Genomic DNA, 17,845 nt, shown 5'->3' on the forward strand with positions numbered 1-17,845 from the left:
CCTTTTCATTTATGGAAAATGTATAACTGGCATACCCTCTTTATCAAATGTAATCATGCTTTGACAAATATTTTTCACCATTCTTTTTTTGATATTTCGTGTCATAACTTCAAATGAATCTAATGCAACTCTATGGTATTCAAAAATAGCGTTACGTTGCCCATTTTGTCGTTGATTAACGCTTGCTTTTAATTGTTGTAAATAGTCGACTTGTTCTAACCAACATGAATCAATTGCTTTCAAAAAGACTTTTTGAACGAAAATATTATAATAATATGCACTTTGCATGTTTTTATGATTCAAAGCTAATTGCTTTTCAAATTGCTCTAATAAAAATGTCACTACTGCTTGCTTATCTTTAAAATTAACACAAGCCACATCTTTATTAAATTGGAAACTTAAATTTTGATAAATATACTCGACAACACGCGATTTTGTTAGCACCTTTTCCTCATTTACAAACATTTCAAATACATCTTTAGCTAACGCTTTAAAATCTCGATTCTCAGCATCATCTATTTCTAAAACTCGATTGCGTTCCTCGTATACAAGATCTCGCTGTATACTAATGCTTTTTTCAAATTCATTAGCCATTTCACGAGCTTTAACCCCTTGTTCTTCCGAGATACGCTGCGCTTTAACTACAATTTGCTTAACTTTGCGATTAAACAAATTACTTTGCGATAATCGTTGTGCATCTAATGAATATAATTGATTATTTTCCGCTAAATTACTATCGCTCCATCGCTTAACTAAATAATCATCTAGTGAAATATATATACAAGATGATCCCGGATCCCCTTGTCTACCAGAACGACCACGTAATTGCCTGTCTACACGGCTATTTTCCATATGTTCATGAATAATAACAGCTAATCCACCTAATGCTTCGACACCTTCACCAAGTTTAATATCTGTGCCTCGACCTGCCATACTAGTCGCAACAGTCATGGAACCAATTTGCCCTGCTTCAGCTATCATCTGCGCTTCTTTTGCAACATTTTGCGCAATGAGTAAATTATTAGGAATATCCATTTGGAATAATACTTTCGAAAAGTATTCAGCCGCTTCAGCAGTTCTCGTTATGAGTAAAACCGGTCGCCCCGTTTCATGAAGTTCAACTATATCATGAATCATCGCGATGTTTTTCTCATCAACTGAACGAAACACTTTATCTGGTTCATCGATACGTTGAATCGCTTTATCAGTTGGTACTTGTACGACTATTTTTGAATACAAATCAAAGAACTCTGATTCGCCTAATTTTCCTGTAGCTGTCATACCTGAAAATGATTCAAAAAGTTTAAATAAATTCTGGAAGGTAATTGTTGCCATAACACTTTTATCTGTTGAAACCTCCATACCTTCTTTCGCTTCAATAGCTTGGTGAAGTCCAGCTTGCAACTTAGTTCCCAGTAACATACGACCTGTAATACGGTCAATTAAAACAATATCACCATTATATACAAAGTAATCGACATTAGATTCAAACAAATATTGCGCGCGCAGTGCTAGATTAATATTACGCACTAGGACCATCGCTTGTTCGCTATATAAATCTTCAACATTAAAGTATGATTGTGCCGCTTCAATACCTTGATTTAACAGCCATATTTCTTTTTTGGTCTTCTTCATTTTAAAATGCACGTCTTCAATCAATGTATCTACAAACTCTTTCACAATATGAAATAGATTTGATTGTAATCTTGGTGCGCCCGAAATAACTAATGGTGTTTGCGCAGCATCTAAAATGATTGAGTCCACTTCATCAATAATACCGTAATTTAATTGTGGTAAAAATTTCCCTTCCGCACTATCAGCCAAATTATCAATTAAATAATCAAAACCGAGACGTCCATTAGTTGTATATATAATATCATGTTCATATAAATTACGTTTTTCCCCTTTTTGATACTCATAATCCACAATATCAACAAAACCTAATGAAGCAGTTAAACCTAACCATTCATATAATGGTTGCATCTCTTCAAAATCTCGCTTCGCTAAATAATCATTCGTTGTAATTAAATATGTTCCTTTTCCCGAAAGAGCATTTAAATATAAAGGCATCGTTGCCGTTAATGTTTTACCTTCGCCTGTTTGCATCTCCGCAATGTTACCTTCATGCAATACAATCGCTCCGATTAACTGAACTTCTTTAGGATACATACCTAATACTCTCCAGCTCGCTTCACGTGCCACTGCATAAGCTTCAGGTAACAATGTATCTAGTGTATCAACTCCTGATGCTAAACGTTCTTTAAATTCTATTGTCTTTTGTTTTAACGCATCATCAGAATATGATTTAACTTCATCGCTCCATGTATTGATGCGTTTCACTATTTTTCTAATCGACTTTAGTCTTAATTCGTTTATCGTAACATCTAGTTTATGTTTCATTTACTTCCCCACCATTCAGTTTCGATACATCTAAGTAATCTAAAAATCGTACTGGATTCATTAAACGTGACATATAATTTAGATGTTTGTCTTGCTCTTCTTTAAAATAAACCTCGACATTTGTATCTTTTAGTTCATGATTTCCTGGGACATGTTCTGTAAGCCATCCTTTTAAATCATCATCTTCATGGCTTGTACGATACACTTTGCAACCCAAATGCTGAGCGACATAAGTTGCAAAAACATTTGACTTTGACCCATAACTAATCAAATTAATAGCCTTTAGGGTATCTTGACTTTGCAAATCATTCTTTAGTTGCTTAATATTTCCCTCGATATTGTCGTCCATCCAACGTTCAACGAGCCAAACATGACCAAACAGTTTCAAAAAATCATTCGAAATAGTTGGATAGGTGTCAGATGGTTCTGCAATAATGACATTGATCATATCATTTCCATATTGGTCATCGCCTATCTTCGTCACCCGCATGCTTTTATACTCTAAATCATCTTGATGCGTCATCTCTGTGATTGTTAAACATCTAAATATAAGACTCGTCGATGCTGCATTCATCATTTTTATTTTATAAGCATAGGCTTCATCAGGATATTGAATCGTAACACTATTTGACTTTACAATCTCAGTACTTAGTTTTGTGCCATTTTTATTATAAAAAATGATGATAAAATACACTGAACCAGCAGGCGTTGCATCAAAATCAAAATGCAATTTATAATGCTGTCCTCTACGCAAAATTGGTAAACTTGGCGCACTTTTATATTTTGAAAATTGCTTTAACATCAACCACTCATGAATCGGTAATCCAGAGGGCATCAAAGGATTTATAAAAGTCACTTCACCATTTGAAAATGATACTTTAGAGCCATACATAAATGTAGTTTGTGAAATATAATTCCAAGTAACTTTAAATGTTTTGTTTTTCAGCATGTTGAACTCTCCCAAACTTGTCTTCCAAAATAATGTTGTAAAAATTAACAAACCAACTTGCAATGGTAGGTGAATCATCATTATGTCGCCCAGGAATACTGCGATTCATCACTCTTGCTTGGTGTGCTGTCAATACAGGTAATAGCTCTTGAAATGCATGTGGATCATAATCATCATGTTGCATATATGCTATGGCAAAAACAGTTTGTGACAATGATTTCTTTTGAAATGTTTGCCAAAATTTTTGATTTAATGCCTGTATCGACGCTTGAGATGTATCACCTTCATTAGACACCAGGACGTCTAATGCTGTACCGAACTCTTCTGGTCTAAGTAATCGCATATGTTCAGCAATCGTTCCAATATTAACAAGTGGTTTACCAACAATAATTGCCTGAGGATTTAACTGAGCACCATAATACAAGGCACCAAATGAACCCATAGATAAACCAGATAATATTAATTCATGTGATTTAAAATTCAGCTTTTCTAATGTCTCGTCAATAACATTGATAATACCTTGTTCATATTCAGATGAACCGATATAAAAACTACCACCTTCAACACGAGGATCGCCGATAAGTAAAAACGGTGCATTCATACGTTTCATCATATAATATCCTTCGAAACCTTCCGCTGTTCGATAACCACTAAAATATACGTTTAGTGGCGGTTTCATATCACCAGGGTGGAAATAATAAATAAATTCCTGTCGTTGACTATCTACGAAACGACTACCACCAAGTAAAAATTGACCCATGTCTAATCTAGACCATCGTTTGTGTATAGGTCCTAAATGTACCGTCCCGTTCCCACGCGCCTTAACAGTTACACTTATATAAGCATCAAATGGTTTCGCAGGTATCTCTAAAGGACTGTCTAACATATCATCAGTCAATACGATTTGTTCAATTAATGCACCATCAGCGCCAGTCTGAATCAATCTAAATGTATATTGCAACTCGACCGCACCATCAATATCAAATTCTGGCCATATTTGAATGACTTTATCTTTATCGTAAACGAGATTATTTTGCCAAGATGCGATAGGTTTAAATTCTTTCCCAAATTCTCCACTCAATGTGAGCTCTGAATTACCTTGGTAAACGACATCTCCTTTAAAATTCGGATGCACAAGTGCTAACTTAGGAGAAACCTTATCTCCATACTGTCCTGAGAAGCTAACTGCCTCTAATTTATTATTACGTTCTTCAATATTCCGGTAATGTAATGGTTGAACAACGTATTTTTGGACATTTTCGTCTTGTTCATATTCAACTGACCAAAATGATTCATCAACATACGTATTGTATGGTTCGCTTATCATTTGTAATAAATTCGTTAATGTCTCCGAGTATGGTGCTTGAATATAGATAAAATCAAAGCGCCCTTCTGCTTCAACAATCGCTTCAATAGCCTCTACATAACCACTATCAAATTCAAACAATCCAATATCGAAGTAATCCCAACTCACACCTTTTTTGTGTTGAAAAATAGGTTCTAAATCGTCTCCTCCAATTTGCAAAACTCTAAATTTACGTGGCATCATTTTCACCTTCTATTAACTCATCGAGCTGATTAATAATATTCTTAGAAGCATATGCATCTATTAATTTTAAAGAATAGGCGTACGCATAATTCCAATTTTTCAAATAAAATAAATAATAATTTAACGCATCATCTAATTCATCAACTGTATTTATAATACGGCCATTGTCATAATCAGAGACGTAATCTGTTTGTTGACCATTAATTTGTGGAATCCCAGCGCTAATTGCACTAATTTGTAAATACAAATCAGGTTCTTTTGACATATCTATCACAAGTCGCAACGTCCGCAATGCTTCTACAACATCATGTTCAGCATGTATCGTCTTAACAGCAATGATGTCATCTTGATCTTCAGGTGTCATTAATGCTGAAACATTAACATCCGCATTCTGTTTAGCTTGGTATTCCTCATTTACCGACGTAATACATTCACGAAGCCACATCGGTATGTCATTTTGATGGCGCGATAATAAAATTAAACGGTAATAATCTTCCTGTGCGATATAATCCACAAGTCGTTGCATCATTTGTTGCAAATCAGCGTCACTCATACCATCTATCCATACACCTATAAATGTTTCCATCAATTGACTACTTATATTAGGTGATTGTCTCGTTTCAAATGGTGTGATTCGAATCATTGTATTCTCCCGCTGATACTTCTCTTGATGACTAATTAAATCACGTTCTAGTTGCACACTATCAACAATTAAATGGGCATTCTTTACGATAGATTGATATTCCTCATCTGACACAGTTTCATTTCTATTTTTAAAAAATGAATAACTTAATGATTTCGCTGGAATATGATTGGCTATTTGTCGATTGTGCCTAGCATCTGAAGCCACAATCACATGATCATCTTCATGTATTTGTTGTGCAATCATTGCTTGAAATTTTTCTTCAATTAGTTGAGCCATATTGTTATATTCTGTTTGTTGATAGTGATGTTGATATCTTTTTGAAACAGTGACTCTGCCATTTTTCAAATCTTCATGAAGTACACAATCTCCATTAATCGTTAAATATTCTTGGTAAGAAGCCTCTCCCTGATCATCAAAATAACGTATCGCTGATAAATAACCTCTGTCATCAAAAATATAACGCCGTTGTAACTGATCTCTTTCAAATTCTTCAAACCAAATTGAATACCCTTCTTGACTAAAATAAATATTTGTATAGGTCTGTTCACTCGTCACACATTTTAATAAATACGGTGTGTACACAAACTCAACATCATCCGGCCATTTTAAGTGATGATAATTAATCGCTTGTGGCGCATGGTGACTGAATCCTTGAATTTCATCAAACACAGACGAATACTTTGTCTCATATAAGTCATATCGATGTAAAAATGTTCTTAAATTTGGTGCATGATTGAGAACAATCAGTTGATAATCTAAGTCATTTTCAAGGTGCATTCCCATTAAACTAATCATATCGTCAAATTCCGTCTTATTTTGTAGTTGATAATACGGCACAGTCGTGTCTTGCCACCATCGTTGGTCATCGTACCAAGCTGGAATAAAGTATTTCATAATTACCTCCTTACCAATACTGGTTTAAAAATGGCTTATATTTATCAAAATATAAATATGTACGAATTGTTTCTGCAATATTAATACTGATGTAAACTAATACAATCAGTTGTACTGAGAAATAAATTTCAGTAGATAAATGCGGTACAAACAATGTGAAATAAAGCGGTATACCAATAATGACTGTAACTAATGCCAATCCAAACCAACATACGCGTCGTGCTTGATAATTTAAATAACGTTCTGTATCCTTACCAGGTTTAACTCCTGAAAAATAATTGCCACTCTTTAAGAAATCTTTGGATTTTTGTTTAGTATTGATTAAAAATCTCGATAAAAAATAACCCAATAACATTTGAATCACTAAATATACTGAAATACCTACTGGACTATCAAATGTCAGCATTGGCATGTCATCTGATATGCTTTTATTAAACATAGATAAAATAAAATGAATGCCACTTTTTAAGAAAACAAAAGCTGAAATACTCATCATTAAAGTAATACTGCCTGCAGGGTTAACTTTCCAAGATAAATAAGATTTCATATTTGTTGCGGAAACGTTCATTAAATCGATATATGGTATTCTCACTTCTACTAATTCAATAAATAATAAGATAAACAATGTGATTATCACAAGGATGATTAACAACGCAATCACAATATGACTTGCATCTATATATTCCATTTTTTGATGCATCATTGATTTAATAATACTAACCATTACAATCGGCATTGGTCCTGCGATGCCGTAGCGACTATTTTTGTCAGCTAACCAAACTAATAACATCGTTCCAGTAACCAAAATCAATATTGTTAAGTAAATATTGTCTTGATGAACACGTTCTTTCGAAACATATTCATGAATCACAAAATAACTTTGAATAACACTTAAAATTAATGTTAAGATGCGCTCTTTATAATGCTTCTCAAGACTTGTTTGTTTCATGTATTTATCCATATTCCGATAAGAAATCAGCATCAAGATAATCATTGATGTTAACCACGGACCTAATCCTAAAGTGAAAATGTTTAAAGTATTAACGTCTCCACCCATATTAGAAATAGCTATTTTAAAAAATGACTCATGTTTTACTTGCATATCGTTATAGGAAACGATGGAAATGTTTGTGCCTAATATATAAATAAACAAGATAAAACATGTGTATAGCATACGTTTATATATAATTTTATATTCGTATTGTTGTAAAAGTTTTAACATGTTGCACCTCTTTTATATCAAAAACATTAAAAAGACTAAGGGTTCATCACTAATTATTAAAATCCTATATCGATTTTTCTAGTGATTGGTGCCTCAGTCTTTTTAATTTTAGCCAGCTATAAATTCAATTTATGCTTGAGAATCATCTTGATCATTTTCATCTTTCTTTTTCTTTCTCTTCATTAAACCTAAACCAACTAATAATGTCATAACGCCACCTAGTAATCCATTTTGTTTTATTGAGTCACCTGTATCTGGCAATCTTTTTTCACTTTGTGCTGGTGTGCCATTATGTTTAGTCACTTCAGATGTTGCACTTAATGTAGACTGAGATTCACTCGTGCTCGTTGTTGCTTCACTTGATAAGCGAGATGTGCTCGTGCTGTGAGTATGATGCATACTCATTGAGTCTGACGGATGCATTGAGTTAGATTCAGATGTACTTGTTGAGCCGGACATACTTGTTGATGTTGAGTCAGAAATGCTTTGTGAACCAGACATAGATGTACTCAGTGATTCGGATGTGCTTGTCGAATCGGATGTGCTCAATGACGTTGATGTGCTTGTTGACACTGATTCTGAGTCACTAATTGATGTTGAGTCGGATTTGTCTTGTGACATTGAAACACTCGATGAATTAGATTCACTCATTGATGTTGAGTCAGATACGCTCGTTGAACCTGAACCAGACGTACTTAATGATTCAGATATGCTTGTTGAAGTTGAACCACTTGTTGAGTCCGATGTACTTGTCGATGTCGAGTCTGAATCTGATGTACTCAATGATTCTGAGTCACTGATAGAAGTTGAATCACTTGTAGATTCTGATTCTACTGTACTTTGTGAACCACTGATACTTATTGAAGTAGAATCACTGATACTGTCTGATGTTGATAATGATGTCGACACCGATGTGCTTTGTGATGACGATGTACTAGCACTCATTGACATTGATGTTGATATCGATGTACTTAAGGAACCAGATGCACTTGTACTTGTTGACTGGCTTTGTGACATTGAATCACTTAATGATGTAGATGTGCTTGTTGAGCTCGAGTCACTTACACTTGTTGAACCTGATATTGAGTCACTTAAACTTGTCGATGTTGAAACTGATACGCTTCCGCTCATTGAGTCAGATGTTGAAAGTGATGTACTCGTTGAATTTGATCCACTGATGCTAGACGAATCACTTGTAGACATTGAGTCGCTTTCTGATGCACTGATGCTCATAGAGTCAAATTGACTATTACTTGTTGAGCTTGACTGCGAATCGCTCACACTTGTTGACGTTGATTCTGATCCACTCATACTTTGCGAGCTACTCAATGATTTTGAATCACTTAATGAATCCGAAGTGCTAAGACTTGTGGAACCACTTAAAGATATTGATCCACTTAATGAGTCGGAGTCACTTGTACTAGTAGAATCACTCATTGATATTGAATCACTTAGCGAGGTAGACTCGCTTACGCTTTCTGAACCACTTAATGATGTTGAGGTACTCAATGAACCAGATGTACTTGTTGAAGTCGAACCACTTGTTGATTTTGAATCACTTAATGAATCAGATTCACTCACGCTTTCTGAACTTCTTAGTGACGTCGATACACTTAATGATGACGAATCGCTTGTGCTTACTGAATCGCTCATCGATTGTGAGCCACTCAATGAACTTGACTCGCTTACACTTTCTGATTTTCTTAATGACGTTGAGACGCTCAATGAGCCAGAATCACTGACACTTGTTGAGCCACTCATCGATTTAGAGTCACTTTCAGAATTAGATTCACTTACACTTTCTGAATCATTTACAGATTCTGACATACTTTGTGAATCAGATATGCTTGCGCTCATTACTTCACTAGCCGATGTTGATGTACTTGTCGAATCACTTAACGATATAGACACACTCATCGAACCAGATGTACTCGCACTTGTTGAGTCTGATGTTGAATCACTAACACTATCAGATAATGACGTTGAATCACTCATACTTGTTGATGTACTTGTTGAAAGCGACATACTTTGTGAATCACTAGTACTTGTACGCATCGAAGTACTAGTTGAAGCTGATGTACTACGAGAGTCACTTGTTGATGTTGATGTACTTGCTGATCCTGATGCACTTGTACTTCTTGATGTGCTTTGTGAATCGCTTAATGATGTTGATGTTGAATCGGATTCACTTGTACTTTCTGATGTTGAGCCAGACTCTGATGTACTTACCGATGTAGATAAACTTGCAATGGTCGACATGCGGTTTGAAGTTGATGTACTTAGCGAATCACTTAATGATGCTGATGTGCTTTGTGAATCGGATTCACTGCTTTGCATTGACGCAGATGTTGAATCACTTAAAGATGTTGACGACAAATCGGATTCACTTGCGCTTGCTGAGTTACTGAGCGATGTTGACGTACTTGCTGATCCTGAGTTACTTGTACTTGTTGAGTCACTGAGTGATGTTGACGCACTTTCTGATGTTGACTCACTTGCACTTGTTGAGATACTTTGTGAATCAGATTCACTCTCTGAACCACTTAATGACGCTGATGTGCTTACCGAACCTGATTGACTCGTACTTTTAGATATACTTGTTGAATCGCTTAGTGACGTTGATGTCGATGTGGATTCACTTTGGCTTGTTGACTGACTTGTATATGATGATGTGCTTTGTGAATCGGATTCGCTCGTGCTTGTACTTGTTGAGTTTGAGGCACTTTGGCTTGCTGAGTTTGAGTCTACTCCGCTTTGATTCATTGAGGCACTTAGTGACAATGATGTACTCGTTGAGTCAGACAAACTTGTACTCGTTGACGTACTTGTACTTCCTGATGTTGATTGAGACATACTTATGCTCATTGATGTTGAATCGGATTTACTTTCACTTGTGGAATCACTTAATGATGTTGACAAACTTGTAGAGTCAGACAAACTTGTACTCGTTGACATACTCAGTGATGTTGAAACACTCTCGCTCTTAAACGTTGACGTTGATTCACTGATACTTGTCGATGTTGAAATGGACGTACTACCACTTGTTGAATTACTTAATGATGTTGATGTGCTACCAGATTCTGATGTACTGTCTGATAATGACGTACTCTCACTTGTCGAACTACTCACTGACTCTGATGTTGATTCAGACGTACTTTCACTTAATGATTCACTTAAAAAGGCAGATGCACTTTGTGATTCTGAATCGCTAGTACTATTTGATTCACTTAATGATATAAACGTGCTCTCTGAAGCAGATATTGCTTCACTTATAGAGTCGCTCGTTGACGTTGATTCACTTATTGAATCAGACTCTGATGTACTTAAGCTTGTGGAATCACTCATAGATGTTGATGTACGTTCTGAATTACTTGTACTTAACGATGTCGAAGTACTTACCGAACCAGATGTGCTCGTAGAAGCACTTTGTGATATTGATTCACTTGATGCAGTTGATGCTGATTTGCTATCACTCGTTGAATCACTAAACGACGTTGATATGCTCATTGAATCGGATTGACTTGCACTCATTGAACCAGACGTACTTTGTGATTCCGAAGTACGTACTGAAGCACTTGTCGACGTTGATGTACTTGTTGAACCTGATTGACTAGTACTTTGTGATAATGACTTACTATCAGAATCAGATGTACTTTGTGAATCACTTAATGATTCTGATGTACTACCTGACTGAGACGTGCTCATTGAACTACTTACGGACATTGATTTACTGTCTGATGCAGATAATGACCCACTTGTACTGATAGAGTCACTTACTATCTCTGAAGTACTCATCGATTTTGAATCACTTGTACTTAATGATATTGATGTACTTTGTGAATCTGATTTGCTTGTTGACGCACTTTGAGAGTTGGCTATGCTATTTGAAATACTGATAGAGTCCGAGGTGCTAGCTGACTCGCTCAATGATGTTGATGTACTAATTGCATTCGATGTACTGTCACTTAATGATGCTGATGTACTAGACGACCCTGATATACTCGTTGATAAGCTTTGTGACTTAGACAAGCTTCCTGATGTACTCATACTTAATGAGTCACTGAGTGATGTTGATGTACGCAATGAATCAGATGTACTTGTTGATAGACTTTCGGATTTTTCAGTACTGCTAGAGTTTGAAATAGAATCGCTTAATGATGTTGATTTACTAGCTGAATCCGACATGCTTGATGATACACTTTGTGAATTCACTAAACTTGTGCTTGTTGAGCTTGATACACTATTACTTTCAGATGTGCTTAATGACTTAGATGCACTCACAGAATCAGATAGGCTTACACTTGTCGATTTCGAGGTACTAGCTGATGTAGATACCACAATCGATCCTGATGTACTCGTTGATGCACTTTGTGAGTCAGCTTTACTTGTTGACACACTTTGAGATTGTTGTGTACTTCCTGATGTTGATACGGAATCACTCATGCTATTTCTTGTTACTTCATATTTAAAAGTTGTCGTCGTTTTGTTACCGCTCGCATCTGTAGAAACGATTGATATAGTACTTGTACCAATGTTTGTTGGTGTACCACTAATAGTATTATTTGTACTATCAAATGTTAGTCCGGATGGCAATCCAGTCACTGTATTCGTCACCGCATTTCCACTGTTATCTTGCGTAGCAATTTTAATCGGGGATATTGGTGAATACACTTCTGATGATTGATCTCCTATTGGTGTCACTGTTGGTGCTGTCGTATCCACAACATTTATTGTAAAAGTTGTCGTCGATTTGTTATTTGCTTGGTCAGTAGACACAACTGTCACTGTTGATTGACCAATTTTTGTTGGTGTCCCAATGATTGAATTCGTTGCACTATCGTAACTTAATCCGCTTGGTAATCCTGTAACTGTATTTGTCACAGTCCCAGTACCATTATCCGTTGTAGTCAATACAATAGGATTCATTGTTTTACCCACTTCTATGGTTTGATTGCCTACAGTTACAGTTGGTGCTTTTACATCAGTAAAATAATATGTCACTGATTGTCCAGCATTCGTCATTTTTACAGTTTTATTTGTATCATTATAAGTTGACGCATATGAACTATCGACGGACGTGTAGTTATATCCTTTAGCAGTCAATGCAGATTGCTGATTATCGATTGTCACGACTTGATCAACATTTCCTGAATATGTTTTTGGTGGAATAATATCTTTACCTGTTGTTACATCAACGTATCTCACTTGTGTAACAGCAGACTCTGTATATTCGAATGTTCCAAATTGTACTTGTTGTAAATTTGTCGCGCCACCTGTTGAGGCTGTCATTGATAATGAAAAGTTGGTCGTACCACTTTTCGCAATCCAATCTGAAATATTACGTGTCCATGTTTGACCTGCATATTTGACAGTCATAACCTTTGTATCACCATTATAGTTAATATCAAAATCTTGGAACGTGTTATTTGTAGGTTGAACATTTAACTTCGCAGCATTATCAGCTGTTGAACTTGATGTATACGTTGTCGCAACACCATAACTATCTGTTGTTACAAATGCACCAAACGCACCTCCACCAGCTACATTAGATGGGTCAGCATTCGCCTTTGCAGCTGAATTTGGTTTAGATGTATTGTGATACGTATCCAATTTGAAGCCAAATGCGTTACTTAAGCCACCAATACCTACTGCGGCACCGTTTAACCCTGTTTCACCTAATACACCTGGTGAAAAGGCAAAACCGATACCATCTCCACCATTTCCATGCCCTTCATATTTGTTACCTAAATTTACTTTTCCAGAAAAATGAAAACTCTTATTAGAGTCAATACGTGTTCCTAATGTAATAGCACCTTTTTGGCTGTATGCATCCTGTGTTAACGTCACAATACCGGTACTTTGATCATAGGTAGCATTACCTGACGTTGTCATATATTGTTTTAAGTTATCTTTATTAACTGTAATTGTATTAGCAGTTACTGCGGTTGTCGTCGCTGCTGACGCAAATGTTGACATAGCTAAGCGACTGAAAGTTCGAAGTTTTACTGGTGCGGTGCTAGTTGACGTTGTGCTAGTTTTGTTTAAGTTGACCGAAGATGGCGTTGTGCTTTGTGAAGTGTTATTTGATGCAGTACTTTGATTTGTTGATGTATTAATTGGTTGTTCTGTACTTGAAGTTGAAGCTACAGATTTAGTATCAGAACTTGATGTAGTATTCTTTGAGGATGTTGATTCTGATGTAGATGTCAATTTCTCTTGTTGATTGCTTGTACTATTAGTTGTCGAAGTGACCTTTTCAGACTTTTCACTTGAGACTGTGTCACTATTTGATGTTTGTACCGAACTACTATTTTTCGTTACACTTGTGGAATCGGCTGTTGATGTTGATGCTTCGATTGTCGTTGAGTTTTGATTACCTACTGTTTCACTTTGTGTGTTTAATTCAGAAGTTAATGGTGCATCAGAAGCCGCAAAAGCTTGCTGGTCATGCAACATATTTACCGTGAATGCACCACCAATAACCGCCGTAGTTTTCAATCCGTATCCCGTCATTTTTTTACTAATGCTTTGATTATCTTGACTCACTAAACTATGACTAATAAATGGTAGCCCCATAATTTTGAACATTTCTATTTCTTTAATTCCGGATTTTACCCAATTTTTTCCAGATTTATAAAGTCTTACTCTTGTTTTTTCGTTTGCTAAGCTGTCATGAAATGCTTTCTGTCTTTTACTCATGTAATAACTCCTTGTATTATCTTTACATTCATTAGATTATAATATATGCCACTATTCAATTTAATACAACTCTTTTTTGATACAAAAATACTCATTTTTTTAAAATTTGTAAAAATTCATTTTTATTCGTCTAAATGTAATCGTTTTCATATTTTTAAAATTACTTTTTCTCGTTTATGCGTATAATCTTTTTTTATATAAATTTGGCTAATTGGCTTTATGTTTAATCATTATAATTGTTTCGTTTTTAAAATAATTATTGTATTAATATATCTATACCATCCACCTTTTATTTATAAATAGTTAATTTACAACTAAACGATAAATATTATATGCAAAATACATCTTTAATATTAAAGTAATACCAATATTTTTTCAATAAACCTAGTGTAATATATGTGTAATTCTAAAAGATTCTTCTTTAAAAATATAAATACCACGACATATTGCTTTAACATTTTCATTTATAAAGCGAAAAAATGCATCGCTACTAAGTTGAATGTTTAGTAAGGATGCATTGAATTCACTAAAATGATTAAATTACTTATATCTTTTCATCTGATTGATTATCGAAATTTCTTCCTTCTAAACCTGCTAACTCTTCTTTAGAAGCTGCAGGTGCTTTCATTTCAAATATCTCATTCACTACTGTGTAATCGTAATATCCTAATCTGGCAATAGGTTTAATCGACTTAATGTCCAATTTACCATTATCAAGAATAACCTTATCGTCAATATGAACTTGGGCAACTCTTCCTATAACAATATCTACGGTAGATACTGGATCTCCAGTTGGAATACGAATCGTTTGAACGTACTCACATTCAAAATGAACTGGCGATTCTTTTACACGATATCCTGGAGCTTCTATACATTTTTCCTTTGTTACACCTGCAAAATTAAATTCATCCTCTTCTGGTGGCAATGCTTTCGATGATAAATTAACTGCTTCTCTTAAATCATACGTTGCCATATTCCACACAAACCAACCTGTCTCTTCAGCATTTTTCACTGTATCTTTACGTTCGTGATCACCAAGAACGGATTGATTTGCTGCGAACATAACCATAGGCGGATCCCAAGTTAAGTTTTGATACTGACTATAAGGCGCTAAATTATCTTTCCCATCTTTCGATACAGTAGAGATCCACCCTATTGGACGTGGTACTGTACTACTTTTAAATGGGTCGTGCGGTAAACCATGACTTCTTACACCTTGTTTTGGCGAATAATTCATACTATCTTCACCCCTTATAAGTAATTACATTTAAGGTTACGCCCTCTTTACATAAGCGTCTAATATAAATAAACAATTTATTTATAAGTAGAAACTATATATGACGTGGTTGCTTATAATTTGCGTTCTTGATTCGAAAAATTCAGATAAGGATTTATACAATTAATATTTATGATATCTTTTGTAAATTTAATTAATTATAGTTACTTCAATCATGATTAGTTTATAATAATAAAGTGAAATTGAAAAAGACAGCTATTATGCGATGAGCGAAAAACTTCAAGTAAAACAAGAATTTAACGGCGTTACAAGGCAATACTTGAATTTCAGAACAGATAGTATCGATGATCTGGATAAGTTCAAAAAAGAATTCAAACCTGTTATGCACTTAAAAGGTGATGCATTCAATCAACAGTTACAATCTTTGATTAACAAATATCCACAAATACAAAAAAATATGAAATCAGAGTTCATTGCTTATTATGATAAAGAAAAAAATAGAGAAACAGTAAAAAACTATGCTTGGAACCTTCAAAAATCTATAAATGACATTATGCAATCATATCCTAGCACAAAATTTGTACAGTTTTATAAAGATGATGTTTCCCCGTCAATGGTAGATGGAAATGGCCGTTTAAAATCGGATACTAATGTAATTTCCATCGAGGGAGGAAAGTATGATGAGAACAAATGATCATATAACCGATTTAGATGCTATTGAGTTAAGTAGCGGTTGGAATTACAATTCGAAATTGGAGACTGGCAAAAATGCACTACTATCAGATAGCCTTTTAAGAGATATTAAAGTATTAAGTTCTAATGCTAAAGGCGACGCTGACATACTAGAAACAGAACTTCGTGCTGTAATAAACGCAATGTCTCAAAACGAAGGTAAATCTGTTGATGCACTTAAAAATAGTACCGCTTCTCTAAAAAACAATCTAACCAAATTAAAAGAGCAACTCGACAAAACTACACATTAATTTCATACATTTTGAGTGAACAGAATTATATTTCCATAGCAAACATTCCTAAACTACACATACGTTACATAATTGATTCATTTTTATAGAAACGGGTAAAAATGATAAAGTAATCATCTTTCACAAAAAATCAAATATTGGGAGGAATTAAATATGATTTTGCGTTACGCAACGAATTTAAAACTTGCGAAAGAGCTATACCAAGCCAGTAAACCTAAATTGCAAGAAGATAAGGGTATGATTGAACTGTTTGAACATACTTTTGGCTTGCAAAAAGAACTTGTAAAATACGTCGGCATTGCAGAAGCAACTACTGCTGCTTTATACTCAGCTAGCTTTATCAATAAAAACATTTCTCGCCTTGCATCACTATCAACGATAGGCATTTTAAGTGTAGCTGCTTACAAACATTTCGAAGCTGGCCAAGGTAAAAAAGGTGCACAACATGCATTAAATTTATTAGGTCTTGCTACTTTAAGTTTACTAGATACATTTTCTTGTAATAAAAAATAGTCTTCATTTTAGAAGCACATACTTTAGCACCTGTGTACTTTTGATTCAATTCATAAACGGTATACCGCTATAGCATGTGTTTTATTATTTTTCTGGTCTCTTTATCGTAAATATTCCCCCTAATTTAGCATAATCATTTCCGGCTAAACGAGAAACAGCCTGTAATGCGTGTGGATTGATTTTAAAATCACCCTCATAAATACTGTCATCAATATGATAAGTTACAATTTCACCTATTATTAAATCAGCCCCATCTAATACATCTCCAAGCAATATCATTTGCGATAGTTTACATTCGAATCTCATTTTCGCATCTTTAATTCCTGGCGTCTTAATCGTTGTAGATGTTAAAAGTGATAATTCTGTACGACTCAACTCACTGTCACCATATGCTAACGGCGCTGCAGTCTCATTAATATCTTGAACATTATCTTCGTCTGTAATATGCACAACAAAGTCTCCAGTCCGTTCTATATTTAATGCAGTATCTTTTCTCTTACCTCCTGCACGTTGAACTGCAATAGCAATCATTGGCGGATGATTATTAACAATATTAAAAAAGCTAAATGGTGCTGCATTTACTGATGCATCTTGATTTAATGTTGTAACAAAAGCTATAGGTCGTGGAATAATTGAACCAATTAATAATTTATAGTTTTCTCTAGCAGTTAATGATTGTGCATCAAACGTATACATAATACCTACCTCTTTTCTAAGTATATCTAGGTATTTCTCCGATTTTGGTTAATTTAA

10 protein-coding genes and 1 pseudogene are annotated in these 17,845 nt (G+C 34.9%); 3 read left to right on the forward strand and 8 right to left on the reverse strand.

Translation table 11 applies throughout. The annotated features are described in order from the left end of the window. Positions 1-9: 9 nt before the first annotated feature. The 7 genes from secA2 to IDG64_RS09190 all read right to left on the reverse strand — a co-directional run bounded on the left by secA2 (position 10) and on the right by IDG64_RS09190 (position 15,596). Positions 10-2,400, reverse strand: a complete 2,391-nt coding sequence (gene secA2, locus IDG64_RS09160) for an accessory Sec system translocase SecA2 (protein ID WP_000680952.1) — start codon at positions 2,398-2,400, stop codon at positions 10-12. Further along, complete coding sequence (gene asp3, locus IDG64_RS09165; RefSeq protein ID WP_000916749.1) at positions 2,390-3,349, reverse strand: accessory Sec system protein Asp3; 960 nt, start codon at positions 3,347-3,349, stop codon at positions 2,390-2,392. Before asp3 ends, secA2 begins: the two co-directional genes overlap by 11 nt. Continuing rightward, a complete protein-coding gene (gene asp2 / locus IDG64_RS09170) occupies positions 3,327-4,895 on the reverse strand; it encodes an accessory Sec system protein Asp2 (protein WP_001137474.1) in 1,569 nt (522 codons plus the stop codon). Before asp2 ends, asp3 begins: the two co-directional genes overlap by 23 nt. Next, complete coding sequence (asp1, locus tag IDG64_RS09175) at positions 4,885-6,438, reverse strand: accessory Sec system protein Asp1 (RefSeq protein ID WP_000873197.1); 1,554 nt, start codon at positions 6,436-6,438, stop codon at positions 4,885-4,887. Before asp1 ends, asp2 begins: the two co-directional genes overlap by 11 nt. Before the next feature lie 10 nt (positions 6,439-6,448). Then, on the reverse strand, positions 6,449-7,660 hold the full coding sequence (gene secY2 / locus IDG64_RS09180) for an accessory Sec system protein translocase subunit SecY2 (RefSeq protein WP_000916119.1): 1,212 nt from the start codon (positions 7,658-7,660) through the stop codon (positions 6,449-6,451). A 129-nt stretch (positions 7,661-7,789) separates the two neighbouring features. Further along, positions 7,790-14,359 carry a serine-rich repeat glycoprotein adhesin SasA gene (sasA, locus tag IDG64_RS09185; protein ID WP_000044528.1) on the reverse strand — a complete coding sequence of 2,190 codons (6,570 nt, stop codon included), beginning with the start codon at positions 14,357-14,359 and terminating at the stop codon, positions 7,790-7,792. Between the two features lie 544 nt (positions 14,360-14,903). After that, on the reverse strand, positions 14,904-15,596 hold the full coding sequence (locus IDG64_RS09190) for a flavin reductase family protein (protein WP_001109879.1): 693 nt from the start codon (positions 15,594-15,596) through the stop codon (positions 14,904-14,906). 235 nt (positions 15,597-15,831) lie between these two features. Between IDG64_RS09190 and IDG64_RS09195 the strand changes: the two are divergent. The 3 genes and pseudogenes from IDG64_RS09195 to IDG64_RS09205 form a co-directional block, all read left to right on the forward strand. Continuing rightward, positions 15,832-16,290 (forward strand): annotated as a pseudogene (locus IDG64_RS09195) (hypothetical protein); the annotation flags it as partial. Further along, positions 16,277-16,579 carry a hypothetical protein gene (locus tag IDG64_RS09200; protein WP_001260012.1) on the forward strand — a complete coding sequence of 101 codons (303 nt, stop codon included), beginning with the start codon at positions 16,277-16,279 and terminating at the stop codon, positions 16,577-16,579. The pseudogene IDG64_RS09195 and the gene IDG64_RS09200, both read left to right, overlap by 14 nt. Before the next feature lie 153 nt (positions 16,580-16,732). Further along, positions 16,733-17,092, forward strand: coding sequence for a hypothetical protein (locus tag IDG64_RS09205; RefSeq protein WP_000603480.1), 360 nt, complete (start codon positions 16,733-16,735; stop codon positions 17,090-17,092). A gap of 84 nt (positions 17,093-17,176) precedes the next feature. Here IDG64_RS09205 and IDG64_RS09210 read toward each other — a convergent pair whose 3' ends face one another. Then, on the reverse strand, positions 17,177-17,788 hold the full coding sequence (locus IDG64_RS09210) for a flavin reductase family protein (protein WP_000287917.1): 612 nt from the start codon (positions 17,786-17,788) through the stop codon (positions 17,177-17,179). Positions 17,789-17,845: the final 57 nt, after the last annotated feature.

It is taken from the genome of Staphylococcus sp. EG-SA-15 (genome assembly GCF_017151895.1).
In the GTDB taxonomy this organism is placed as follows: domain Bacteria; phylum Bacillota; class Bacilli; order Staphylococcales; family Staphylococcaceae; genus Staphylococcus; species Staphylococcus aureus.